This window comes from Rhizobium sp. BR 362, from assembly GCF_036528765.1.
Classification (GTDB): Bacteria; Pseudomonadota; Alphaproteobacteria; order Rhizobiales; family Rhizobiaceae; genus Rhizobium.
Map to the genome: position 1 here is coordinate 28,788 of NZ_JARWGH010000011.1, position 22,714 is coordinate 51,501.

Annotated in this window: 20 protein-coding genes; 14 read left to right on the forward strand and 6 right to left on the reverse strand. The window is 59.4% G+C overall.

The features are described 5' to 3' along the window. Positions 1-13: 13 nt before the first annotated feature. The 10 genes from QDY28_RS16255 to QDY28_RS16300 all read left to right on the forward strand — a co-directional run bounded on the left by QDY28_RS16255 (position 14) and on the right by QDY28_RS16300 (position 10,007). Complete coding sequence (locus tag QDY28_RS16255) at positions 14-850, forward strand: alpha/beta fold hydrolase (RefSeq protein WP_331382712.1); 837 nt, start codon at positions 14-16, stop codon at positions 848-850. A gap of 1 nt (position 851) precedes the next feature. Next, positions 852-1,787, forward strand: coding sequence for a flavin reductase family protein (locus QDY28_RS16260; RefSeq protein ID WP_331382713.1), 936 nt, complete (start codon positions 852-854; stop codon positions 1,785-1,787). Continuing rightward, positions 1,784-2,824 (forward strand): LLM class flavin-dependent oxidoreductase, encoded by a 1,041-nt coding sequence (locus tag QDY28_RS16265; RefSeq protein ID WP_331382714.1) that lies wholly within the window; start codon positions 1,784-1,786, stop codon positions 2,822-2,824. Before QDY28_RS16260 ends, QDY28_RS16265 begins: the two co-directional genes overlap by 4 nt. 5 nt (positions 2,825-2,829) lie before the next feature. Next, a complete protein-coding gene (locus tag QDY28_RS16270) occupies positions 2,830-4,293 on the forward strand; it encodes an aldehyde dehydrogenase (RefSeq protein WP_331382715.1) in 1,464 nt (487 codons plus the stop codon). A gap of 5 nt (positions 4,294-4,298) precedes the next feature. Beyond that, a complete protein-coding gene (locus QDY28_RS16275) occupies positions 4,299-4,631 on the forward strand; it encodes an NIPSNAP family protein (protein ID WP_331382716.1) in 333 nt (110 codons plus the stop codon). A gap of 36 nt (positions 4,632-4,667) precedes the next feature. Then, complete coding sequence (locus QDY28_RS16280) at positions 4,668-5,678, forward strand: polyamine ABC transporter substrate-binding protein (protein WP_331382717.1); 1,011 nt, start codon at positions 4,668-4,670, stop codon at positions 5,676-5,678. A gap of 119 nt (positions 5,679-5,797) precedes the next feature. Next, on the forward strand, positions 5,798-6,670 hold the full coding sequence (locus QDY28_RS16285; protein ID WP_331382718.1) for an ABC transporter permease: 873 nt from the start codon (positions 5,798-5,800) through the stop codon (positions 6,668-6,670). A gap of 1 nt (position 6,671) precedes the next feature. Beyond that, complete coding sequence (locus QDY28_RS16290) at positions 6,672-7,472, forward strand: ABC transporter permease (RefSeq protein ID WP_331382719.1); 801 nt, start codon at positions 6,672-6,674, stop codon at positions 7,470-7,472. After that, positions 7,469-8,545: an ABC transporter ATP-binding protein gene (locus QDY28_RS16295; protein ID WP_283059895.1), complete on the forward strand. Its 1,077-nt coding sequence runs from the start codon at positions 7,469-7,471 to the stop codon at positions 8,543-8,545. The genes QDY28_RS16290 and QDY28_RS16295 overlap by 4 nt, the downstream gene beginning before the upstream one ends. A gap of 10 nt (positions 8,546-8,555) precedes the next feature. Next, positions 8,556-10,007, forward strand: a complete 1,452-nt coding sequence (locus QDY28_RS16300; RefSeq protein ID WP_331382720.1) for an NAD-dependent succinate-semialdehyde dehydrogenase — start codon at positions 8,556-8,558, stop codon at positions 10,005-10,007. Between the two features lie 60 nt (positions 10,008-10,067). Here the strand turns inward: QDY28_RS16300 and QDY28_RS16305 are convergent, their stop codons facing one another. Both QDY28_RS16305 and QDY28_RS16310 read right to left on the reverse strand, forming a co-directional pair. Continuing rightward, on the reverse strand, positions 10,068-11,450 hold the full coding sequence (locus QDY28_RS16305; protein WP_331382721.1) for an ATP-binding protein: 1,383 nt from the start codon (positions 11,448-11,450) through the stop codon (positions 10,068-10,070). Next, a complete protein-coding gene (locus QDY28_RS16310) occupies positions 11,447-12,169 on the reverse strand; it encodes a response regulator transcription factor (RefSeq protein WP_331382722.1) in 723 nt (240 codons plus the stop codon). Before QDY28_RS16310 ends, QDY28_RS16305 begins: the two co-directional genes overlap by 4 nt. 378 nt (positions 12,170-12,547) lie before the next feature. On the opposite strand from QDY28_RS16310, the gene QDY28_RS16315 reads away from it, so the two are divergent. Continuing rightward, positions 12,548-13,165, forward strand: a complete 618-nt coding sequence (locus tag QDY28_RS16315; RefSeq protein WP_331382723.1) for an outer membrane protein — start codon at positions 12,548-12,550, stop codon at positions 13,163-13,165. A gap of 198 nt (positions 13,166-13,363) precedes the next feature. Here QDY28_RS16315 and QDY28_RS16320 read toward each other — a convergent pair whose 3' ends face one another. After that, positions 13,364-14,098, reverse strand: coding sequence for an EF-hand domain-containing protein (locus QDY28_RS16320; RefSeq protein ID WP_331382724.1), 735 nt, complete (start codon positions 14,096-14,098; stop codon positions 13,364-13,366). Between the two features lie 568 nt (positions 14,099-14,666). Here QDY28_RS16320 and QDY28_RS16325 point away from each other — a divergent pair. Then, entirely contained in the window at positions 14,667-15,425 is a 759-nt protein-coding gene (locus tag QDY28_RS16325) for a hypothetical protein (RefSeq protein ID WP_331382725.1), read from the forward strand. Between the two features lie 55 nt (positions 15,426-15,480). Here QDY28_RS16325 and fhuB read toward each other — a convergent pair whose 3' ends face one another. From fhuB to QDY28_RS16340, 3 genes are read right to left on the reverse strand one after another with little or no spacing between them, the layout of a single operon-like run. Then, positions 15,481-17,451 (reverse strand): Fe(3+)-hydroxamate ABC transporter permease FhuB, encoded by a 1,971-nt coding sequence (fhuB, locus tag QDY28_RS16330; RefSeq protein ID WP_331382726.1) that lies wholly within the window; start codon positions 17,449-17,451, stop codon positions 15,481-15,483. Beyond that, positions 17,448-18,296, reverse strand: coding sequence for an iron-siderophore ABC transporter substrate-binding protein (locus QDY28_RS16335; RefSeq protein ID WP_331382799.1), 849 nt, complete (start codon positions 18,294-18,296; stop codon positions 17,448-17,450). The genes fhuB and QDY28_RS16335 overlap by 4 nt, the downstream gene beginning before the upstream one ends. Positions 18,297-18,342: 46 nt before the next feature. Next, the gene (locus QDY28_RS16340) at positions 18,343-19,155 is read right to left on the reverse strand and encodes an ABC transporter ATP-binding protein (RefSeq protein WP_442967538.1); all 813 of its coding nucleotides are present in this window, start codon (positions 19,153-19,155) and stop codon (positions 18,343-18,345) included. Positions 19,156-19,483: 328 nt separating this feature from the next. Between QDY28_RS16340 and QDY28_RS16345 the strand changes: the two genes are divergently transcribed. Beyond that, positions 19,484-21,604 (forward strand): TonB-dependent siderophore receptor, encoded by a 2,121-nt coding sequence (locus QDY28_RS16345; protein ID WP_442967540.1) that lies wholly within the window; start codon positions 19,484-19,486, stop codon positions 21,602-21,604. Between the two features lie 16 nt (positions 21,605-21,620). Further along, complete coding sequence (gene fhuF, locus QDY28_RS16350) at positions 21,621-22,409, forward strand: siderophore-iron reductase FhuF (RefSeq protein ID WP_331382727.1); 789 nt, start codon at positions 21,621-21,623, stop codon at positions 22,407-22,409. The last annotated feature ends 305 nt before the right edge of the window (positions 22,410-22,714 follow it).

The following is a 22,714-nucleotide window of genomic DNA, read 5'->3' on the forward strand; positions in this document are numbered from 1 at the left end:
GCCGGGCGCTGACATGCTGACAGTTGGATCAACGACGCCGGGCGCTTCTGCAAAGACCGATTGGGTCTTTGCAAGGAACAAGACTGCAGGTGGAACGGCCTATCATGAAGCCGGCAAGGGTGAGCCGCTCGTCCTGATTCATGGTGTCGGCATGCGGCTTGAAGCCTGGGCGCCGCAGATCCTGGCCCTGTCTGCAAGCCATCGTGTGATCGCTGTCGACATGCCGGGCCATGGCGAAACGGCCCGTCTGGCGGTCGGGAGCCGCCTCGAGCAATTCGTCGCGTGGTTCGGCCAATTTCTGGACGAAATGGCGATTGAGACCGCAAATGTTGCCGGCCACTCGATGGGTGCGCTCGTGTCCGGGGGGGCGGCCGCGACGTTCGGCCCCCGCATCAAGCGGGTGGCATACCTCAATGGCGTCTACCGGCGTGACTCTGAGGCAAAAGCGGCGGTGCTGGCGCGTGCCGCGGCCATTCCGCTGACGGGTGTGGATAAGGAAGGCCCGTTGCTTCGATGGTTTGGCGACGATCCCGACAGCGTTGTCGCACGCGACCTGACGCGGGATTGGCTGAACCTCGTCGACCCTGAGGGATATGCTGTCGCTTATTCGGCATTTGCCGAAGGAGACGCGACCTATGCGGATCGCTGGAAGGACGTGGCAGGCCCGGCGCTGTTTCTGACGGGATCGGACGATCCCAATTCGACGCCGCTGATGGCGACCCAAATGGCGGCGCTCGCGCCCCATGGCTGGGCGCGGATCGTCGAAGGCCACCGTCACATGGTTAATCTGACCGCCCCTGACATCGTAAATGCGCTGCTCGCCGAGTGGCTTTCAGTGGGGAGTATGTAAAATGACCTTACAGATTGCGGACCCAAGAGCGCTACGTGATGCCTTCGGCGCATTTGCGACCGGGGTGACGGTCGTGACGGCTCAAGATGCGGACGGAAGGCCGATCGGCTTTACGGCAAATTCGTTCACATCGGTGTCGCTCGATCCGCCGCTTTTGCTTGTCTGCCTGGCCAAGACCTCTCGCAACTACGCGACGATGACGGGCGCGAAGCATTTTGCCGTCAATGTTCTCTCGGAAGGTCAGAAGGATGTATCCAACACCTTTGCGCGGCCGGTCGAGGACCGGTTCGCCGCGGTCGACTGGCAAGCTGGCGCCGCCGGATGCCCGATCCTCGGAAATGTCTCGGCGTGGTTCGAATGCGCTACTGAAAAGCTGGTGGAAGCGGGTGACCACGTCATCTTGATGGGGCGGATCGAAGCCTTCGAAAACAGCGGACTGAACGGATTGGGCTATGCCCGCGGCGGTTATTTCACGCCGATTCTCGCCAGCAAGGCCGTTTCGGCCGCAGCGGAAGGCAATATCGAACTCGGAGCCGTTCTGGAACGTCACGGCGAGGTTCTTTTGATCGGCGGTGATGTCTTGTCACTGCCGACCTGTGACGGCAAGGACGGAAGCCCTGCTGACATACTTCGGGATTATCTGGAGGAACTCACCGGTCTTTCGGTGACCATAGGCTTCCTCTACTCGGTCTACGAGGGCAAGAGTGATGGAAAGCAACACATCGTCTACCGTGCCTTCGCCTCGGAAGGCGAGCCGCGTAGCGGCAGGTTCCTGAAACCGGACTCACTTGCCAAGAGCCATTTCAAGACAAGTTCGACGGCCGATATCGTTGCGCGCTTCGCGGTGGAAAGCCAGCTCGGCAATTTTGGCGTTTATTTCGGTGACGAAACCGTCGGCACGGTCCGCTCGGTTCCAGCAAAGGCGGCACAGCCATGAAATTCTCTCTTTTCGTTCATATGGAGCGCCTCGACGCCAGCCAGAGCCACAAGAGCCTCTATGAGGAATTCGTCGCTCTCTGTGAGATCGCCGACAAGGGTGGCATGCATGCCATATGGACGGGCGAGCATCACGGCATGGATTTCACCATTGCTCCCAATCCTTTCGTGACCATCGCCGATCTGGCGCGTCGCACATCGCGGGCAAGGCTGGGGACCGGGACGGTGATCGCGCCGTTCTGGCATCCGATCAAGCTCGCCGGCGAGGCGGCTATGACCGATATCATCTGTGACGGAAGGCTCGATATCGGTATTGCGCGCGGCGCTTATTCCTTCGAATACGAACGCCTGCTGCCAGGCCTCGACGCCTGGGGCGCCGGCCAGCGGATGCGCGAGCTCATCCCAGCGGTCAAAGGCATCTGGAAAGGCGACTACGCCCACGACGGCGAGTTCTTCAAATTCCCGTCGACCACTTCGGCGCCGAAGCCTTTGCAGCAGCCGAACCCGCCGATCTGGGTGGCCGCGCGGGATCCGAATTCGCATGAGTTCGCCGTCGCCAACGGCTGCAATGTTCAGGTGACGCCGCTCTGGCAGGGCGATGACGAAGTTGCGGCACTGATGGGCCGCTTCAACGATGCCTGTGCCAAGAATCCGGATATCGACCGACCTAAGATCATGCTGCTGCGCCATACCTATGTCGGCTCGTCCGAGGCGGACATCGCGCAGGCGGCCCATGAACTCAGCGTCTACTACAATTACTTCTTTGCCTGGTTCAAGAACGAGAAGCCCGTCAAGCAGGGGCTGATCGAGCGGATCGCCGAAGAGGAGATCGGCGCCAACGCCATGCTCTCCGATGCGGTCATGCGCAGCAACAACGTGGTCGGCGATGCCGAGACCGTCATTGCCCGGCTCAAGACCTATGAAGCCATGGGCTACGACGAATATTCCTTCTGGATCGATACGGGCATGTCCTTTGAGCGGAAGAAAGCGTCGCTCGAGCGCTTCATCGCCGAGGTCATGCCGGCATTTGCGGAGTAAACCCCATGCAGCGCTTCCAGTGTTACATCGACGGCGAATTTCTGGACGGCGAAGCCCGATATCGGAGCATCGATCCCGCCACCGGCAAGGACTGGGCGGATATGCCGGAAGCCCGCGAGGGGGATGTCGATAGCGCCGTCAATGCGGCCGAAAAGGCACTCTACGACGGCCCCTGGGCGAAAATGACCGCCACGCAACGCGGCAAGCTCCTCTACAAGCTTGCCGATCTGGTTGCCGCCAACGCCCCGAAGCTCGCCGAACTGGAGACGCGTGACACCGGCAAGATCATCCGCGAAACGTCGGCGCAGATCGCCTATGTCGCCGACTACTACCGTTATTATGCCGGCATCGCCGATAAGATCGAAGGATCCTATCTGCCGATCGACAAGCAGGACATGGACGTCTGGCTGCGGCGTGAGCCGATCGGCGTCGTAGCCATGGTCGTGCCCTGGAACAGCCAGTTGTTTCTCTCTGCCGTCAAGATAGGTCCCGCGCTGGCGGCCGGCTGCACGATGGTCGTCAAGGCTTCCGAGGATGGGCCGGCGCCACTTCTGGAATTCGCCCGCCTCATTCATGAAGCAGGCTTTCCCGCAGGTGTCGTCAACATCATCACTGGTTTCGGTGCATCATGCGGCGCAGCCCTTAGCCGGCATCCGAAGGTCGCACATGTCGCCTTTACCGGCGGGCCCGAAACGGCACGCCATATCGTGCGAAATTCGGCCGAAAACCTTGCCTCGACGTCGCTAGAGCTCGGCGGCAAGTCGCCGTTTATCGTCTTTGCCGATGCCGATCTGGAAAGCGCCGCAAATGCCCAGGTCGCGGGAATATTCGCTGCCACCGGACAAAGCTGCGTCGCCGGTTCGCGGCTGATCGTGGAGCGAAGCATAAAGGACAGGTTCCTCAGCCTGTTGAAGGATAAGGCCGAAGCGATCCGCATCGGCTCGCCCTTGGACATGGCCACCGAAGTCGGTCCGCTTGCGACGAGGCGCCAGCAGGATCACGTTGCAGCGCTCATCCATAAATCCGTTCAAAGCGGCGCCCGCATTATCACGGGTGGACAAATGCCGGACGGCAAGGGCTTTTACTTCCCGCCGACGATTCTCGACTGCGACGGTGTTGCATCGCCCTCGCTTGCCGAGGAGTTCTTCGGTCCGGTGCTGTCGGTCGTCGCGTTCGACACAGAAGCTGAAGCGCTGAGGCTTGCCAACGATACCCGCTACGGCCTTGCGTCCGGTGTCTTTACCCAGAATCTCACGCGCGCCCATCGCCTGATGAAAGGCATCCGTGCCGGTATTGTCTGGGTCAATACCTATCGCGCCGTATCACCGATCGCGCCCTTCGGCGGCTTTGGTCTTTCCGGCCATGGACGGGAAGGCGGCTTGGCCGCGGCTCTCGACTATACCCGCACGAAGACGATCTGGCTCAGGACGTCGGACGATCCGATCCCCGATCCTTTCGTCATGAGGTGACGGCGATGTTCTATGAAATCCGGACCTATCGGCTGAAGAACGGTGCGATCCCGCAATATCTGAACGTCGTCGGCGACGAAGGGATCGCCATTCAGAAAGCTCATCTCGGCAATCTGGTCGGCTACTTCTATTCGGAGATCGGGACCATCAATGAGATCGTTCATATCTGGGCCTATGAGAGCCTCGATGATCGCGAGGCAAGGCGCCAGAGACTGGCTGCCGATCCGCAATGGCAGGCTTTCCTGCCGAAGATACGCGACCTGATCGAAGTGGCCGAGAACAAGATTATGAAGCCGGCAAGCTTCTCCCCTCAAGGAAAGAGCGCGCCAGCCGCATAAGGCATGCCTGAAGACAACAGACAAGGATAAGGGAACATGAAAAGAAGAATTGCACTCGCGGCCGCCGCCGCAATAATCGCGATGTCCGGGGCTGCAAAAGCCGACACGCTCGTCTTCACGAGCTGGGGAGGGACGACGCAGGATGCACAGAAGGCCGCCTGGGCCAATCCGTTCACGGACAAGACCGGCATCGTCGTCGCACAGGACGGACCCACCGACTACGGCAAGCTGAAAGCCATGGTCGAAGCGGGTCAGGTCAGTTGGGATGTCGTTGACGTCGAAGGCGACTATGCCGCACAGGCGGGCAAGGACGGGCTGCTGGAAAAACTGGATTTCTCCGTCATCGACAAGTCCAAGCTCGATCCCCGTTTCGTCACGGATTATTCGGTCGGCAGCTTCTACTATTCCTTCGTGATCGGCTGCAATGCGGATGCCGTGAAAGCCTGCCCCAAGACCTGGGCCGATCTTTTCGATACGGCGAAATTTCCCGGCAAGCGCACCTTCTACAAGTGGTCGGCCCCAGGCGTGATAGAGGCGGCATTGCTGGCCGATGGCGTTCCCGCCGACAAGCTTTATCCGCTCGATCTCGATCGGGCATTCAAGAAGCTGGATACGATCAAATCCGATATCATCTGGTGGTCCAGCGGCGCGCAGTCGCAACAGCTTCTCGCGGCTGCCGAAGCTCCCTTCGGCAGCCTGTGGAATGGCCGCATGACGGCGCTTGCCGCCAGTGGCATCAAGACGGAAACCTCCTGGGACAAGAACATCACGGCTGCCGATTCATTGGTCATCCCCAAGGGAGCGCCGAACCTTGAATCTGCGATGAAGTTCATCGCCATTGCAACGTCGGCCCAGCCCCAGGCCGATCTGGCGAAAGCGACCGGCTACGCGCCCATCAATCTCGACTCGGCCAAGTTGATGGATCCTGCAACGGCCAAGACCTTGCCGGATCAGCAGACCGCCAGCCAGGTCAATGCCAGCATGGCTTATTGGGCTGAAAATCGCGATGCCATCGGCAAGCGGTGGTATGCTTGGCAGGCCAAATAGCCTGAAGAAACTGTGAGGCAGCACCGCGAGCATCGATCTGCTCGCGGTGTGTGGGATAGGTTCTAAATCGTCCCGGGAGCTGGTGCCGTTGTCTGATCCTACGGCGGGAAAGGATTGCCATGTCGACCTATATTGACGTCGCCAATGAAACGGTGACCACGTCCAAGGCCGCCAGGCCTGCGGGCTTCGGCGAAGTCATACCGGCGCTGATCTTCGTCGGGATATTCTTCATTGTCCCGGTCGTCGCCCTCCTGTTGCGAAGCGTGCTGGAACCGGTTGCGGGCTTCGGCAACTATGCCGAATTGCTGGGCTCGGCGACTTATCTCAAGATATTCGCCAATACCTTCATTGTTTCCGGTCTCGTCACCGCGATTTCGCTGCTGATCGGCTTTCCCGTCGCCTGGACGCTGGCCATCATGCCGACAAGGCTTGCTTCGGTGATTTTCGCGGTCCTGCTGCTGTCGATGTGGACCAATCTGCTGGCCCGGACCTATGCCTGGATGGTACTGCTTCAGCGTACCGGCCTGATCAACAAGATGTTGATGGGAATGGGGCTGATCGACCAGCCTCTGCCGCTCGTCAACAATCTCACCGGGGTGACGATCGGCATGACCTATATCATGCTGCCGTTCATCATCCTGCCGCTCTACGGCGTCATCAAGAAGATCGACCCGGCGATCCTGCAGGCGGCCGCACTTTGCGGAGCGAACCGCTGGCAATGTCTTACCCGCGTCCTTCTGCCCTTGGCCGCAAGAGGCATGGTCGCGGGCGCGCTAATGGTCTTCGTCATGTCGCTCGGATACTACGTCACCCCATCGCTGCTCGGCGGCACGGCGAACATGATGCTGGCCGAACTCATCGCCCAGTTCGTGCAGTCCCTCGTCAATTGGGGAATGGGCGGTGCCGCGGCCCTCGTTCTCCTCGTCGTCACGCTTTCGCTCTATGCCGTCCAGCTACGGCTGTTCGGCGTGCAGAACACGGGAGGGCGCTGAGATGCTGCTCAATTTCGATCGCCTCGGCTGGTGGAAATATGTGCTTGTGGCGGTGACCATCGTGACGGCTGCCTTCCTGCTGCTGCCCATCCTCTTCATCGCCGCGCTTTCCTTCGGATCTTCGCAGTGGCTGATCTTTCCGCCTCCGGGCTGGACGCTACAATGGTACAGCCAGCTTTTCGCCGATCCGCAATGGCTGGCATCGGCCTGGACGAGCTTCAGGATCGCCTCGATCGTCACGGTTCTTTCCGTGCTGCTGGGGCTGGTCACCTCCTTCGGCCTGGTGCGCGGAACCTTCATGTTCCGCGACGCGCTGAAAGCGCTTTTCCTGACGCCGATGATCCTGCCCGTTGTCGTCCTTGCCGTTGCTCTTTATGCCTTCTTTCTGAGGATGGGTCTCGGCGGAACCCTGATCGGCTTTGTCATTTCGCATCTCGTTTTGGCTTTGCCCTTCTCCATCCTTTCCATTTCCAATGCGCTGGAAGGCTTCGACAAATCCATCGAGGATGCTGCGGTGCTCTGCGGCGCATCGCCTCTTGAGGCGAAGATCCGGGTGACACTGCCAGCCATCAGCCATGGACTGTTTTCGGCCGCGGTCTTCTCGTTCCTGACCTCCTGGGATGAAGTCGTGGTGGCGATCTTCATGGCAAGCCCCACGCTGCAGACGCTGCCGGTGAAGGTATGGTCCACCCTCAGGCAAGATCTGACGCCGGTCATCGCTGCGGCATCGTCCCTTCTCATCCTCTTGACGATCACTTTGATGGCGCTTGTCGCTATCGCACGCAAGGTACTGAAATCATGAACGAGTCTTTCCTACAGATCAGAGGCATCCGCAAGGAATACGGTCCTGTCGTCGCGGTGCAAGATGTCAATCTCGAGGTTCAGCGTGGCGAGTTCCTGACCTTTCTCGGACCGTCCGGTTCGGGCAAAAGCACGACGCTCTACATATTGGCTGGCTTCGAAAACCCGACGAAGGGCGACATACTCCTTAATGGACAGACGCTGCTGTCGACGCCGTCGCATAAGCGCAATATCGGCATGGTCTTCCAGCGCTACACCCTGTTTCCGCATTTGACGGTCGGCGAAAACATCGCTTTTCCCCTCAAGGTACGGCGCAAATCCAAGGCGGAAGTCGACAGCAAGGTGAAGGAAATGCTGCGGCTCGTCCGGCTTGAAGGATTCGAGGATCGCAAGCCTGCGCAGATGTCGGGGGGTCAGCAGCAGCGCGTCGCGCTCGCCAGGGCTCTCGCCTATGATCCGCCGGTGCTTTTGATGGACGAGCCGCTTTCTGCGCTCGACAAGAAGCTTCGTGAGGAAATTCAGCACGAGATACGCCGGATCCACCAGCAGACCGAAGTGACGATCCTTTACGTCACGCACGATCAGGAGGAAGCATTGCGTCTTTCCGACCGCATTGCAGTCTTCTCCAAGGGCGTCATCGATCAGATCGGAACCGGGCCGGAACTTTATGCCAATCCCCGCACGCGCTTTGTTGCCGAATTCATCGGCGACAGCGATTTTATCTCCTGCGATCTGCTGTCATCGACGGATGGACACGCGACGATCTCGCTTGGCGGCGATGCGGTCTTCAGAATCCCCGTGCATGGCAATGCCATTTCCGGCAAGAGGGGAGCCTTGATGCTGAGGCCCGAACGCATTCGGTTGTCGCGAAACCGAGTGCAAAAAGGCAGCCTCGCGGCAACTGTCAGCGATATCACTTTCCTCGGCAACAACGTTCACGTTGCCACCGAGACCGCCGGCGGCGAGGCATTGGCCGTGCGTCTTCCCTTCGGGCATGAGGCCATCACCGGGCTCAGCCGCGGCGAACAGGTGCATTTGGATTTCGATCCGGATGCCGCTCACGTATTTTGCTGAAAGTCGTCAGATGAAGCTCAATGATCTCTCACTATTTCGCCAGGCCTGCCCGGTCGCGGGCAATTGGATCGAAGCGAAGGATCATCAGGCGACGATTATCCGCAATCCGGCCACAGGCGAGACGCTCGGCGCAGTTCCGGATCTGGGTGCGGCAGAAACCGAGAAGGCAATCCGGGCCGCCGCGGTCGCCCAGAAGCTCTGGGCAAAGAAGACCGCGGGGGAGCGCGCTACCATACTGAAGGTGTGGCATCGCCTGATGATCGAAAATATCGATGATCTGGCGATGATCCTGACGCTGGAGCAGGGAAAGCCCTTGGCCGAGGCCAAGGGTGAGATTGCCTATGGCGCGAGCTTCATCGAATGGTTCGCCGAGGAGGCGAGACGCATCAACGGCGAAACCATACCCGGCCATCAGCAGGACAAGCGGATCCTTGTCCTGCGCCAGCCGGCGGGCGTCGTCGCTGCGATCACGCCCTGGAACTTTCCAAATGCCATGGTGACCCGCAAGGTCGGCCCGGCGCTTGCCGCCGGCTGCGCAGTCGTTCTGAAGCCCGCGCCGCAGACTCCTTTTTCCGCAATTGCGCTTGCCGTCCTTGGTGAGCGCGCGGGTCTGCCGCCGGGTCTCCTCAACATCGTTACCGGTGATGCCGCAGCGATTGGCGGGGCGCTGACTGCAAGCCCGGCCATAAAGGTTTTGACCTTCACCGGCTCCACACGTACGGGCGAGCTGCTCTATCGGCAATGCGCGCCGACGATCAAGAAGCTCGGTCTCGAGCTTGGCGGCAATGCTCCGTTTATCGTGTTCGATGATGCGGATCTCGACGCTGCGGTCGAGGGCGCGCTTATCGCCAAGTTTCGCAACAATGGACAAACCTGCGTTTGCGCCAACCGTCTTTATGTCCAGGATGGTGTCTACGAAGCTTTTGCGGCAAAGCTCGCCGTCGCGGTTAAACAATTGACGGTCGGCAACGGGCTGGATGAAGGTGTCGTCCTTGGCCCGCTGATCGATGAGAACGCCGTTCTCAAGGTCGAGGCGCATATCCGCGATGCGGTGGGCAAGGGCGGTGAGGTCGTCTCAGGCGGTAACCGCCATCCTCTTGGCGGCAACTTTTTCGAGCCGACCGTGCTTCGAAATGTCGATGACAGCATGCAGCTTGCCCGCGAGGAGACCTTTGGGCCAGTCGCGCCGCTCTTCCGCTTCCGCGACGAGAGCGACGTCATCGAACAGGCAAATGACACGGAGTTCGGGCTTGCCTCGTATTTCTATGCCCGCGATTTGTCGCGCGTATTCCGGGTGGCGGAAGCACTGGAATACGGCATGGTTGGCGTCAACACCGGCCTGATTTCCACCGCCGAGGCCCCCTTCGGAGGCGTGAAAATGTCCGGCTTGGGCCGCGAAGGCTCGCGCCACGGCATCGACGAATATACCGAGCTGAAATATGTTTGTTTGGGACTGTCGTAGGTATGTCTGCTGCCGGGAGCGGAAGCCGGCTCGGTAAGGATGATCTTTCGCGTTGCTCCATCAGGCGATCGAAACTGTTCGGCCGGATATAGTCGAAAGGCGACCCGAGCCGCTGTCGCGCGCAGGAGGAAGGACGATTTCCACCGTGAGACCGTTTGGCGTTCGATCCAGCAGGGTTAATTTGCCGCCATGACCTTTTCTGATGATGCCTTCCGCCGTCGGAAGGCCGAGACCAAAACCGCCTCCCACTCCGGTCGTGCGGGCCTCATCCGCTTTGAAAAAAGGTTCTAACACCCGCATCTTGAGCTCATCCGTCAAGCCCGGACCATTGTCGCTTATCCTGACAAACACCCCTTCGTCGCCGGCGTCCTGCAGTTCGATATCGATCTGGGTGGCGTAACGGGAAGCGTTTTCGACAAGATTGGATATCGCTCTCGTAATCGATTCGGGTTTGCACATGTACTTTAGCCGCCGAGGCCCGGAAAACCTGACATCAATGCCGGTTTCCGAAAAATCCGTCGCAATGGTTTGCAGCAGGCTCGACAGATCCACTTTCCGAGACGGAACGTCGTGGACGGCGTTCGTGAGAAACGCCAGGCTCTCGTTGATCATGCCATCCAGAACTGTCAGATCATCGAGCATCTTGCGCTGAAGCTCAGGCTGCTCGCAGCGCTCTGCGCGCATTCGCAATCGCGTCAGAGGGGTCCTGAGGTCATGGCTGATCGAACTCAGCATTCGCGTACGACTTTCCGCCATCTGCAATATGCGGCTGCGCATGGTGTTGAGCGATGCGGCAAGGCTTCGGATTTCGGAGCTGCCTTCCGCCACGAACGGCTTTTCCAGACTATCATCGGTGCTTGCACGTTCCGCCGCCGCCGCAAAGCCGGCCATCGGCCTGATGATCAGCCAACTGCTGACATAGGCGAGCACGATCAGCGGAATAACGATTTTCAGAATTCCGCTTGCGACCGCAGGGAAGAACCATAAGGACCGAGGGAAGGTGGGCATATGAAAAACAAGCGCCCGGTCCCGATCGACCTTCACGATGAGGGGAACGGATGTTGCTTCCTTATCGAAGAGATGGCGCAGGCTTCCGAAGAAATCGTCTTCCAGAGCGCGGCGCGTTCTCTGGAGAATGTCGGCCGATGTCGCCTCGGCCTCGTCGGGCGGAGAGATCTGGCTTGCCGGCAGTTTTTCCACCGAGATGTGCAATTTCGCGGCGAGGTTCAAGGCTGCCGCCTCCTCTTCGGGAGATCGAGCCTCTCGGAACTGGTCGGCGAGGCGCTCGATCCGTCCGGCCAGCAAACCGATTGCCATGCCTTTGTCGTGACGGCCGTAAATAAACGGCTCGGTCGTCGCAGCGACCACCGAAACGAGAACGATCAGCAAGAGCGCCAGGACGAGGATCTGCGTGCGGATGGAGGCCGTGCGAAGACTTTTCACGGCAGTTTCTCCACCGCGGCTGCGAAGAGGTAGCCACCGAGCCGAACTGTCTTGATGAACGCCGGATCCTTGAGGTTCGGTTCGATCTTCTGCCGTATCCGGCTGATATGGACGTCGATGCTGCGTTCGACCGGTCCGGCCGATCCGGCATGCGTCATGGACAGAAGCTGGTCGCGAGTGAGCACCTTGTTTGGATTGGTGCAGAACGCCCAGAGAAGGTCAAACTCGGCGGTTGTCATCGACACCTCATCCCCTTCGGCGTCGAAGAGCTGCCGGCTGTTGGGATCGATGCGCCATCCCGCAAAAGTCAGTGGTCCGGATACCTCTTCCTCCCGGCGGGAAAACGATGCCCTGCGCAGAAGGCTTTTGATGCGGGCGAGTAGTTCGCGAGAATTGAATGGCTTGGTGACATAATCGTCGGCACCCAGTTCAAGCCCAAGAATACGATCAATATCTTCCCGCCGCGCCGTCAGCATCAAAATGGGAATCGACCGCGTCGCCCGAAGACGCATGCAAATGCTAAATCCGTCCTCACCCGGCAGCATGCCGTCAAGAACGATCAGGTCGAACTTATGAAGACGGAGCAGTCGGTCCATCTCGGCGCCACTTGCGGCAGATAAGGCATGGAATCCGTTGTCCGTCACCAACTCGACCAGCATGGCTGCGATATCGGCGTCATCTTCGACGATCAGAATATTGCATTGCTCATAAAGCGCCATTTCAAATGCCCTTCCGTGGTTCGAGTGAGCCCCTCGAGCCTCCGTCATATCAGCGACGACTATGTTTGCATGCGGGTAGATCACGCCAGCAACTCCGATGACTGGAAGTCATGAAGATAGCAAAGAAATTCGTGGCACTGTGTTTGGAAATGTTGAGATATGTTGCGGAGCTGATGGATTCTCGGCGCCTATCGAGAAGAGGCGTGCAGGAAAATCGCGACTGGTTCCGCCATCGAACAGCCTTCCGATATGTCCTCGCAACATAACTTAACATCAAAAGACACTCCGCAATGTGGGCTCGGCGCATGGTGCATCGTCACGAGCGGGTCGAGCGTTTTGCCTCGCCCTCTCCCTTGCAAAACAAGATGGGGCATCCCTATGGATTTCAGAATATTTGCTTTCGGCGCCTTCGTTCTCTCCCTGGCCGCGCCGGCCGTGGCTGCCGACATGACCTTCCAGCAGTCTGCACCGCAGCCGGAGCAACAGGACTTTTCGAGCTTTGACTGGTCCGGCTTCTATTTGGGCGCCCAGGGAGGATACACTTGGAATAAAGCCACCTATTTGGGCTTGGACCAGACTCTCAACAGCGGATCGGCTGGAGCTCATGCCGGCTATAATTTTCAGCATGGAAGTATAGTTTACGGCATCGAGAACGATTTCAACTACAACTTCGAAAAGAGCAGCGAAGCCAATCTCGAATGGGACGCCTCGGGCCGCGCCCGCGTGGGCTATGCGCTGGATCGGAACTTGATCTTCGCGACGGCGGGTCTTGCGGCGGCAGGCGGCAAGGTCGACGTTCCCGGAGCCGGCAAAAAAGACGACATCCTGATCGGCTGGACCGCAGGTGGCGGCATCGAGCACGCGCTCACCGACAATATTCTGGTCCGCGGCGAATATCGCTATTCCGATTTCGGGAACAAGGACTTTGGCACTGGGGTCGGAAAAGTCTCGGCCGACCAGCAAAAGATTACCATTGGTGCAAGCTATAAGTTCTGAGGAACTGCTCGAAACATTTCTGATCGCTGCTTCGCCCAAACTACTATGGGCGAAGACGATAGACGCCGAGCTGCGGTTGTAGGCACCGGAGCGTTCACGAAGAACGGGCGGCAAACTTGAGCGTTGAGGTGACAACCTTTCGGCTCAAGTTGCCGCACTAGAAACTAGTGAACGTAGACTGCCGCCGTCATTTTCAAATCAGACGGTAAGCAGGTCGCTCGTCGTATCATCCTGGTAATTCGAGCTGAACAGCGAGCTGAAATCCGGAGCCGGGGGCGGTCCAGCCTTCATCGCAGTCTCGAACTGGCTCTCGGTCAGGGAACCCGAACTCGTCGTATCGAGACTGTCGAACATGTCTGTCGCCTGGTCCTCGCTCACGTCGGACGGACGCGCGGCCACGAATTCCGCTTCGCTGACGCTGCCGTCACCATCCGTATCCATTGCGGTGAACATGCTGGAAATCTGGCTGTCGTCTGGCGCTTCTCCAGAGGGCGGTGCCGGCGGCTGTCCACCGGACTGCATCGCGCTTGCCAACTGGTCCTCGGTCAGCGATCCGGTGTTGCTGCTATCGAAGCTTTCAAACAGCGAAGTAGCCTGATCCTCGCTCACGTCGGACGGACGTGCGGCGACGAATTCCGCTTCGGTGATGTTGCCGTCACCATCCGTATCCATCGCAGCGATCATGTCGCTCTGGCTGCCGTGTTGACCGTTAGGACCGCCATACTGTTGAGCAGCCGATGTGCTGCTGGAGCTGTCATCCGAATCCGAGCTGGAATCGTCGCCCGAAGCGTTTGCCTGCAGATTGAGCATGATGTTCATGAGCTGCGAAGCGAGCTGCTCCGCCGTCGATATCAAGGACTGATCATCCGCCGAAGAAGACGAAGAGGAGGATGAGCTTTTGCTGGACGAACTGCCGCCGAGAATGGACGACACGGATTCCTCGGATGAGGACGATGTCGAACCGGATCTTTGATATTGATAATAATTATTTGATAAAACAGATGAAATGCTCGTCAAGGAGGCCTCCAGATGCGAGCGTTGGCACGGACTCTGGTTTTACGCTTACATGGCTCTACGCTTGCCATGCCGCATTCGATGAACGCGGCAGTGCCTCTTTCGAGATCAATGCAGACGGATAAAGTTGCCGAATACTGGAGGCAAAGCTTGTTCTGGGTCCTCGCCTGCGCCGATGCGCCACCGAAGACAGATGAACAGATAGGCCATGACAGTTGCCGCCATCATGGCGTCATCGGCAGTCCGCATTCTCGATCTGGTACTCCCCAACGGCCTGAACCTGCACAGGCAAACTTGCGCGAACCTTGTAAAGTGCCGCTACTTTGCCCCCGTTGCCGGAATCTCGCGCCCGAGAGAGGCAAGGGCCATATCAAGTTACCAAGCCGAGTTCGCCAGAAACAAAATTCAATAATTCGGCACACACAGAAACAACGAATCTCCCTAGATTCTGCCAGGGCGCCTGTAGCGGAAAAGGGATATCTGGCGAATGATGGAAAACCGGCTTGTCTTCATAGCCACTCCCTGTTTCGGCGGCATGGTTGCCACGGATTACATGCAATCCATCATTTCCCTGATGCAGGTGGGTGGACAGTTCGGTGTGCAATTGACCCTGGCGCTGCTCGGCAACGATGCGCTGATCACTCGCAGCCGCAACACGCTCGTCTCGCATTTTCTCAATGATACGGCCGCGACCCATATGCTGTTCATCGATGCGGACATCAGCTTCGAACCGGAGCAGGTGATGCGGCTGCTGAATGCCGACAAGGACGTGGCCGCCGCCATGTATCCGATCAAGGATTACGATTGGGGCAATGCCGCAAAGGCACCCTCACGGAACTCTGAAACTTTGGCGGAAGCGGCATTGCACTATGTCGGCACGCCGCTGACCGGTCCGAGCGCTGAACGGGATGGCGATTTCGTCACTGCGATTTATGCGGGCACCGGCATGCTTCTCATCAAGCGCGCCGTCATCGACAAGATGATCGCCGCCTATCCTGACCTGCGCTACGACGCGATTCACGCCTATCCCGGCACCAAACGCACGCCGGCCACGCAATATGCGCTCTTCGAGTGTCTTATTGAGGAAGAAACCGGCATCTATCTCAGCGAAGACTTTGCCTTCTGTCATCGCTGGCGGGCTCTTGGCGGAGAGATTTGGCTCGATACCGGCAGCAAGCTCAGTCACACCGGCGCCCATCGTTTCGCCGGCAATCCCCGGCCGCGCTATGAGGCGCTCGAGGCCTGAAAAAGGCGCCGGACGATCTGCCCGCTGACGGCATTGTCTGCTGGCGATGAGTCGGTCAGCCTTTTCTTCGCAGCATCATCATGAGGAAAGGCGCGCCGACGATCGCCGAGACGAGGCCGGCGGGTATCTGATATGGCCAGACGATGGTGCGGCCAATGAAGTCGGCAAGCACCATCAGAGTGCCGCCGATGGCGGCTGCTCCCGCCATTTGCGGAAGCGCGCGGACGAGCCCGGCTTCCCTTGCCAGATGCGGTCCCATCAGGCCGATGAACGTCAGCGGGCCAACGCTCAATGTTGCGGCCGCGCTCATCAGGCCGGCAAGGCCGAAGAGCGCGAAACGGGACTTGCGCACGGGAATGCCGATGGCTGCGGCCTGCGATGGGCCGAGCGGCAAGATGTCCAGCCAGCGCCGGGCGAGGAAAGCAGCCGCGGTCAGAATCACGGCTGCAATGGTAACGGTTGCGGCGGTACGGCCGTCGACGCCATAGGTCGAACCGCTCATCCAGCGCATCAGGAGCACAGCGCGCGGATCGCCGGTGGCGCTGAGGACGCCGACGATGGCATCGACCATGGCGCTCAAGGAGATGCCGGCAAGCAGGACACGCTCCGGCGCCAGCCCCGTACGCATGGAAGTCAGTAGAATCATGGCGAGCACAAGCAGCGCGCCAATGGCCGCGAAGGCCACTTGCCCGAAAAGCCCGGGAACGATGACGAAGACGGCGACTGCCACGCCGAAGGTAGCACCCGCACTGATGCCGAGCAATTCTGGGCTCGCCATCTCATTGCCGGTAATCCTCTGCAGGATGACCCCTGCAACGGCGAGCATCGCGCCGGAGGACAATGCGGCAAAAACCTTGGGCAGCCGCATCGAAACGATTTCGCCGAAGAGCGCCGCGTCGGGGAAGCGCCAGCTTCCATCGATGCCGCGTCCGAGGAACGCACCGATGGCGAGCGCGACAAGCAAAGCGACGAGCGAGACGGCAAGCACGCCCGTTCCCGCCGACGGCCACGAGCGAATTCTCTCTTTCATCTGCAACGCTCGGTGCCGGACCTTTAGCCTGGGAAGCAACAGCAGAAGCAAGGGCGAGCCGAAGATTGCCGTCACCGCGCCTGTGGGCAGGAACTCTCCCAATTTGCCGGCAACCAACTGAATGGCAGTATCCGCAACCAGCAACAGCCCCGCGCCGATCAAGGGCGACCACAACAGCAATTGCTGCGGCCGTCGTGCTCCCGAAAGGCGGGCAATTGTCGGCGCAACCAGACCGATGAAGCCGATAACCCCGACCGCGCTAGTCACAACAGCGGCAAGCGCGACCGCGCCGCCAACGACGATGAAACGCAGCCGGACAAGGCGGACCCCGAGCGCCGATGCGGTGCCCTCGCCGAGATCGAGAAGAGAAAGCGGCCGCATGACGAGCGCGCAGAGGATCGCGATGACCGCCGTCTTCCAGAGCAGCGACAGCGGAATGACCCAGCTCTGCTGCGCAAGCGATCCCGCGCCCCAGATGAACAGGCTGACGAGGTAGCGCTCGTTCAGAAGGGTGAGGATCGCCGACAGAGCGCCGCACCACAGGCTAATGACAAGGCCCGACAATACCAGCGAAAAGGGTGAGAAGCCGCGCCGTGCCCCGAGGCTCATGACGATGCAGGCGACCATTGCGCTTCCTGCGAGTGCGACCATATCCCGGCCCAATCCGAGCAAGCCCGGGAAGAGCAAGGTCGTGACAACAAGCGACAGATTGGCACCAGCGGAAATCCCGAGAGTGGTCGGATCGGCAAGTGGATTGCGCAGCACCTGCTGCAGGAGCGCGCCGGCTAGCGAAAGCGCCGCGCCCGCAAGCAGTGCGGTCGCAAGGCGAGGGAGCGTCGAATAGAAAAGGACCATCCTCGGCACGTCATAACCCGCCGGGCTTTTGGCTTCCAACAAAGGAGCGGCGAGAAACCACGACAGCAGGCCGCCGGCGCCGAGAAGCACTAGCGCCACGATTGCGGGTCCGAAGGCGAACCTTCTAAAAATCCTGTTCATTCCTTGGGATCCAAAAGGTCGGTCAGAAGGCGGCCGAAGCGCATTGCCTCGTTGACCATGCCGAACATCAGGGCAGGGGGAAGAATTGAAAGATGTCCAGGCCGGGCGAACGGCAGGCTTTGCCAAAGCGGGCTCTGCATAATTTTGGGCAGGACATCGGATGGTACCGGCTCGAAGGCAACCAGACGCGCATCGGGATCGGCTATGCGGGAAAGGTCCTCTATCGCGATCGTCTGGAAGCCCCAGTAGTTCGATTGCTCGGTCCAGGCGTTTCGCACGCCGATGCGCTCGAGAACGTTATGATAGAGGCCCGGGCTCGCATAGATTCTGGCGTGCCGCGCGTCCATGAAGTTGACGAGCGCTACAGGAGGAGGGGATTTCGCCGCAAGACGGGTGCGGCATTCGGTGAAGAAAGCATCCGCGCGCTGGAGAAAAATTTCGGCCTCCCCCTCGCGGTCGATTGCAGCCGCGAGCTTTCTGGTCGCCGCAATGGCCGCCGGCAATATGGGGCCGATACCGGGTGCGTATATCTCGAGGCGGACAACCTTCGCGACCTGCTTTAGCTTCGGCAGGAGCTCGTCGAGATAGGGTGTCGTCAGAATGATATCCGGCTTGAGCGCAACAAGGAGTTCGAAATTGACCTCCCATGAGCTGCCAAGGTTGACGACGGACTGGGGCATTGCCGGCTCGACCACCCATTTATCCCAGTCGGCTAGATCGGAGACGGCCAATGGAACGATGCCTAGCGACAGAAGCGTCGATGCGAGACCGTAGTCGAGGCTGACGATTCGCGGTGCGGATTGCCCAAAAGCCGGCGCATTGCCCGCCACCCCCGCGGCGGCCATCGTGCGCAAGAAGGCCCGGCGTGACAGCGCGGAAAAAGGGATGGGATTAGCAGGCATAGGCGAGCGGGTAGCCGGTCTTCGGGGCGGCGATGACATCCATGTCGATGCCGTAGATCTCCTGCAATCGCTCACGCATCAGGATCTCATCCGGCCTTCCACTGGCGACGACGCGACCACGCTTCAGCGCGCAGATGCGATCACAGAAGCGGGCAGCCATGTTGATATCGTGAAGGACGATGATCACGCTCAGGCCTTTTTCATGGGAAAGCCTGCGCACCAGAGACAGGACCTCGATCTGATGCGCAATATCGAGGGCTGCGGTCGGCTCATCCAGCAGCAGGCATTCGGTATCCTGCGCGACTAACATGGCGAGCCACGCTCGCTGCCTTTCGCCGCCGGAAAGCGTCGCCACGATGCGGTCCGCGAGCGGTTCCAGATGCGTCAGGGCAAGCGCTTGCTCCACCTTTTCTCCATCTCTCCTGGAAAAGCGCCCGAGCGGGCCATGCCAGGGATAGCGCCCGCAGCGCACCAGCTCCCGAACCGTCATGTCGGTGCTGGCGCTCACATCCTGCGGCAGGTAGGCAACCGAGCGCGCAAAGGCGCGTTCCTGAAATGAGCTGACATCCCGGCCGGCATAGCTGGCCGAACCGGCGGTTGGCAGCATCTGTCGGCCGAGGATTTTCAAGAGGCTGGATTTTCCCGAACCGTTATGCCCGACCAAGGCGACGAACTCGCCTTTTGGAAACGACAGATCGACATCGCTCAATATGTCGGTTCCGTCGATCGAAAGCCGAATGCGATTCGCCGAGAACGCCTCAGTCGAGGCAGTTGCGGCTGCTATGTCTTTGCGATTTTCCACGTGTCGTCCCTCGCGGCAAGGTGCCTGTCGGTACTAAAGATGACTTCCGTTATCAAGTATTATTTTCGGCATCCCGCAATCCTAGCTTAGCTCGCTACTGACGTATCGGTGAAATCGAGAAAGTGGCTGATGACAGCGCTGCGGTGCCTCTTTGATCCGCATATCGGACATCGGATTTTTTAAGTTGACTCTTTTGGTTATGTTTATATTTTGCGCCCAACGCAGGCGGATCGCCGGGGACCGCTGCTCCGCTGCGTGACCAGAAAATGACAGACAGGAGTGGCTTTGCATGGTGATCATCCGGCAGGCAGGATTTCGCGCGTCCTTAATGTGCGTGGATGGGTCTCGTGTGACGAGGCATCTGATTGCCGGCAGCGCTTTGACGGCCGTTTCCCTGGCCTTGGCGCCGGCGGCTTGGGCGCAGGATTCGGCAACCGAACTTCCGAAGATCGTAGTGGTCGGCAAATCCGACCGTGCAATCGGCCCTGATGCCACGATCGTCGCCAAGGAAACAACGACCGGTACCAAGACGGATACCCCCGTCATCGACATTCCGGCTGCCGTTTCGGTCGTAACGGAGAAAGAACTCGAAGAGCGTCATGTCGACAATCTGCAGCAGGCCGTCGCCTACACCGCGGGTGTCTTCTCCGACGAGTTCGGCAATGACGATCGTTACGACTATTTCCGTATTCGCGGCTTCGACCAGACGGCGCTCGGCACTTATCGCGACGGTCTCGCGGCCCGCGTTCCGGCCTGGTATACGGCAAGCCGCCTTGAGCCCTACGGGCTGCAGCGGGTGGAAGTGCTGAAGGGATCGACGTCGACCCTCTTCGGTCTCAATGCTCCAGGTGGCCTCATCAACGCGATCACGAAGCGGCCGCCGGAGGAAAAGCAAGGCGAGATCTACACATCCTTCGGCGATGGGACCAAGGAGGTCGGTACCGACTTCGGCGGACCGCTCGATGCCGACGGTGTCTGGAGCTATCGGCTGACGGCGCTCGCCAAGGATGGAGACCTCGGCTGGGACTATTCCAAGGACGATCGTCTTTATATTGCGCCGGCGCTGACAATCAAGCCGGATGAGGGAACCTCGCTCACCATTCTCACCGACTACTACAAGCGGAACGGGACCGGCGCGCGCGGGTTTCCAGCAGGAGCCAACCTGAATATCAACACCTTCCTCGGCGAGCCGGATTTCAATCGCTTCAACACCCGTCAAAGCGATATCGGCTATCAGTTCGAACACGAGATCGATGACGGCCTGACCTTCCGCTCCAACGCCCGCTACACGCATCTCAGCCTCGACTATGCCGAGGTCTACGGAGCCTCCTTCGATCCCACCGCCGACCGCCAGGCCTTCTCGGTGGATGGCCTGTCGAACCGCTATGCGATCGACAATCAGCTACAATATGATACGGGATGGAAGGCCTTCGACAGCAAGACGCTTGTCGGCATCGACTATGCCAACGACAACACTCGCGAAAACATCCAATACGGCACGGCCGGGCCGATCGACATCTACAACCCTGTCTATTGCGGTCTCTCCTGCATCAATCTCAACCCCTTCGTAAACTGGCGCGTCAAGCAGCAGTCCGTCGGGCTCTATGCGCAGGAGCAGCTAACCTTCGACGATCGTTGGATCGCGACGCTCGGCGGCCGCTGGGATCGTGTTCATACGACCGCAGACTACGTCGATCTGGGCACCAGGGACGACAATACCGAATCCGCATTCACCAAGCGCGCCGGACTGACCTATAAGATCAATTCCAATCTTGCCGCCTACGTGAATTATTCGGAAAGCTTCCAGCCTCTCGTGACGCCGTCCGCCAACGGCTATGCATTGAGCGGTTCGCTCAAGCCGCAAAAGGGCGAACAGTACGAAGTCGGCCTGAAGTACCAGCCCGACAATTTCGATGGCTTGTTCAGCGCCGCCCTGTTCGATCTGACGCAGACAAACGTGCCGACCTACGTGACGCCGCTCATTCAGGAGCAGATCGGCAAAGTGGGCGTACGCGGTATCGAATTGGAGGGCAAGGCGGCACTTAACGATCGTATCAACCTGACGCTGGCTTATTCCTACTGGGATGCCGAGATCCGCGAGGACGGAACGGGCGGCAATGTCGGCAACAGGCCGCAGCGCGTCCCGAGGCATCTGGCCTCCGCGTGGCTCGACTATACGATCCCGGGAGAGGGGCAGCGCGGCGACCTGACCATCGGCGGCGGGGTGCGCTATATCGGGCAGACCTATGGCGACGATGCCAACACGGTCTCGGTCGGCGGATATACCGTGTTCGATGCTGCTGTCAGCTACAACGTGACCAAGAACGTCAAGCTTGCGGTCAATGCCACAAATCTTTTCGACCGCAAGTATGTCGCCAGCAGCTATTACGGGACTGAATATTACGGCGATCGGCGCAAGGTCGTCGGAACGCTGAAGTATACCTGGTGAGATATTGGGTGAGCGATTGACCCAAGCCTTGCCAAAGCAGCCGACACCGTCCGCACCAGTGGGTGCGGACGGCGACCGCGATCTGGGCGCGCCGTTGGTTCGCCACGGCGGGGAGAAATACGCCTTCTGCCGTGGAAAATTCCTGCTGGATGTGCCGGTCGGCTGCGATGTCATTCCATGCTCCGCGCTCTGCGAAGCAGATTGCTTCAACAGCATCATCGATCGCTATGGGGCGGCGTTTTTGCCGGCCGACCGTCGCGCCATCGTATCCCTCTGGACGCTTTACTACTTCAGTATCTTGACCATCAACACCGCCCTCGCATGGCTCGAGCTCAGACGTTGTCTGCCGGTCTCGCTCGACGAGGTCTCAGTATGTATCGATCGGGAAACGGCAACGCCGGTGTCGTTTCTGCTGCCTGATCTCGGACAGGTGCGGGAGCTCGATATCCATACGGCGATGCGACCTCTCCTGCGGGAGCATATAGAACCTTTGGCCACCGCGATTTCCCATCATGCACATCTGAGCGCCAAGCTGCTTTGGGGAAATGCGGCCGGCTATCTCGATTGGATCATCGATGAAACGGGCCGTCAAAGCGCTCCCGCATTGGCCGAGGAAGGGGCGCCGCTGTTTTCCGATCCTACATTTCCCGACGGCGAGAAGAACCCTTTGTGTGGCACCCTTCGTAGCATGCAGGACGAGAGCGGCCTGCAATTCAAGCGTCGCAAAGTCTGTTGTTTGCGTTACTGCCTTTCGGGTGTCGGCGGATGCGGTCTTAGCTGCCCGCTGCCGCAGGGGCGGCAATAACCCAAAAGCAAAGTTACTCGCCTTTGCCCGATTGAAGTCGTCGCCGGACGTTGCGCAAATGCGGGTCTCCCCGGCGCGATCCAAAGGTGGCATTATGTCTGAAGTGCGTCTGGTCGACCGGCAATTCCGCATCCATGCCGTTTGAGCTAGAGATTCATCTTAGTTGGCGGCAGTTCGTGACGACACCGTTCGTGCGTAAATCGACGCGACGGTAACGTCCTGACGGATGAATACTTCCAGATGAATGCTTCCATAAATGGAAAAACGGCTGACAGCGCCTAGATAATTATGGAGGAGGAGAATGC

Bases quoted from the DNA above. Each gene is read 5' to 3' on its own strand.
- QDY28_RS16335 (WP_331382799.1), bottom strand. From the start codon at position 18,296: ATGGCCGCCGCGGGGGTGGCGGGCAATGCGCCGGCTTTTGGGCAATCC.
- QDY28_RS16285 (WP_331382718.1), top strand. From the start codon at position 5,798: ATGTCGACCTATATTGACGTCGCCAATGAAACGGTGACCACGTCCAAG.
- QDY28_RS16265 (WP_331382714.1), top strand. From the start codon at position 1,784: ATGAAATTCTCTCTTTTCGTTCATATGGAGCGCCTCGACGCCAGCCAG.
- fhuB (WP_331382726.1), bottom strand. From the start codon at position 17,451: ATGAACAGGATTTTTAGAAGGTTCGCCTTCGGACCCGCAATCGTGGCG.
- QDY28_RS16260 (WP_331382713.1), top strand. From the start codon at position 852: ATGACCTTACAGATTGCGGACCCAAGAGCGCTACGTGATGCCTTCGGC.
- QDY28_RS16290 (WP_331382719.1), top strand. From the start codon at position 6,672: ATGCTGCTCAATTTCGATCGCCTCGGCTGGTGGAAATATGTGCTTGTG.
- QDY28_RS16255 (WP_331382712.1), top strand. From the start codon at position 14: ATGCTGACAGTTGGATCAACGACGCCGGGCGCTTCTGCAAAGACCGAT.
- QDY28_RS16270 (WP_331382715.1), top strand. From the start codon at position 2,830: ATGCAGCGCTTCCAGTGTTACATCGACGGCGAATTTCTGGACGGCGAA.
- QDY28_RS16345 (WP_442967540.1), top strand. From the start codon at position 19,484: ATGTGCGTGGATGGGTCTCGTGTGACGAGGCATCTGATTGCCGGCAGC.
- QDY28_RS16280 (WP_331382717.1), top strand. From the start codon at position 4,668: ATGAAAAGAAGAATTGCACTCGCGGCCGCCGCCGCAATAATCGCGATG.
- QDY28_RS16325 (WP_331382725.1), top strand. From the start codon at position 14,667: ATGATGGAAAACCGGCTTGTCTTCATAGCCACTCCCTGTTTCGGCGGC.
- QDY28_RS16275 (WP_331382716.1), top strand. From the start codon at position 4,299: ATGTTCTATGAAATCCGGACCTATCGGCTGAAGAACGGTGCGATCCCG.
- QDY28_RS16310 (WP_331382722.1), bottom strand. From the start codon at position 12,169: ATGGCGCTTTATGAGCAATGCAATATTCTGATCGTCGAAGATGACGCC.
- QDY28_RS16315 (WP_331382723.1), top strand. From the start codon at position 12,548: ATGGATTTCAGAATATTTGCTTTCGGCGCCTTCGTTCTCTCCCTGGCC.
- QDY28_RS16300 (WP_331382720.1), top strand. From the start codon at position 8,556: ATGAAGCTCAATGATCTCTCACTATTTCGCCAGGCCTGCCCGGTCGCG.
- QDY28_RS16295 (WP_283059895.1), top strand. From the start codon at position 7,469: ATGAACGAGTCTTTCCTACAGATCAGAGGCATCCGCAAGGAATACGGT.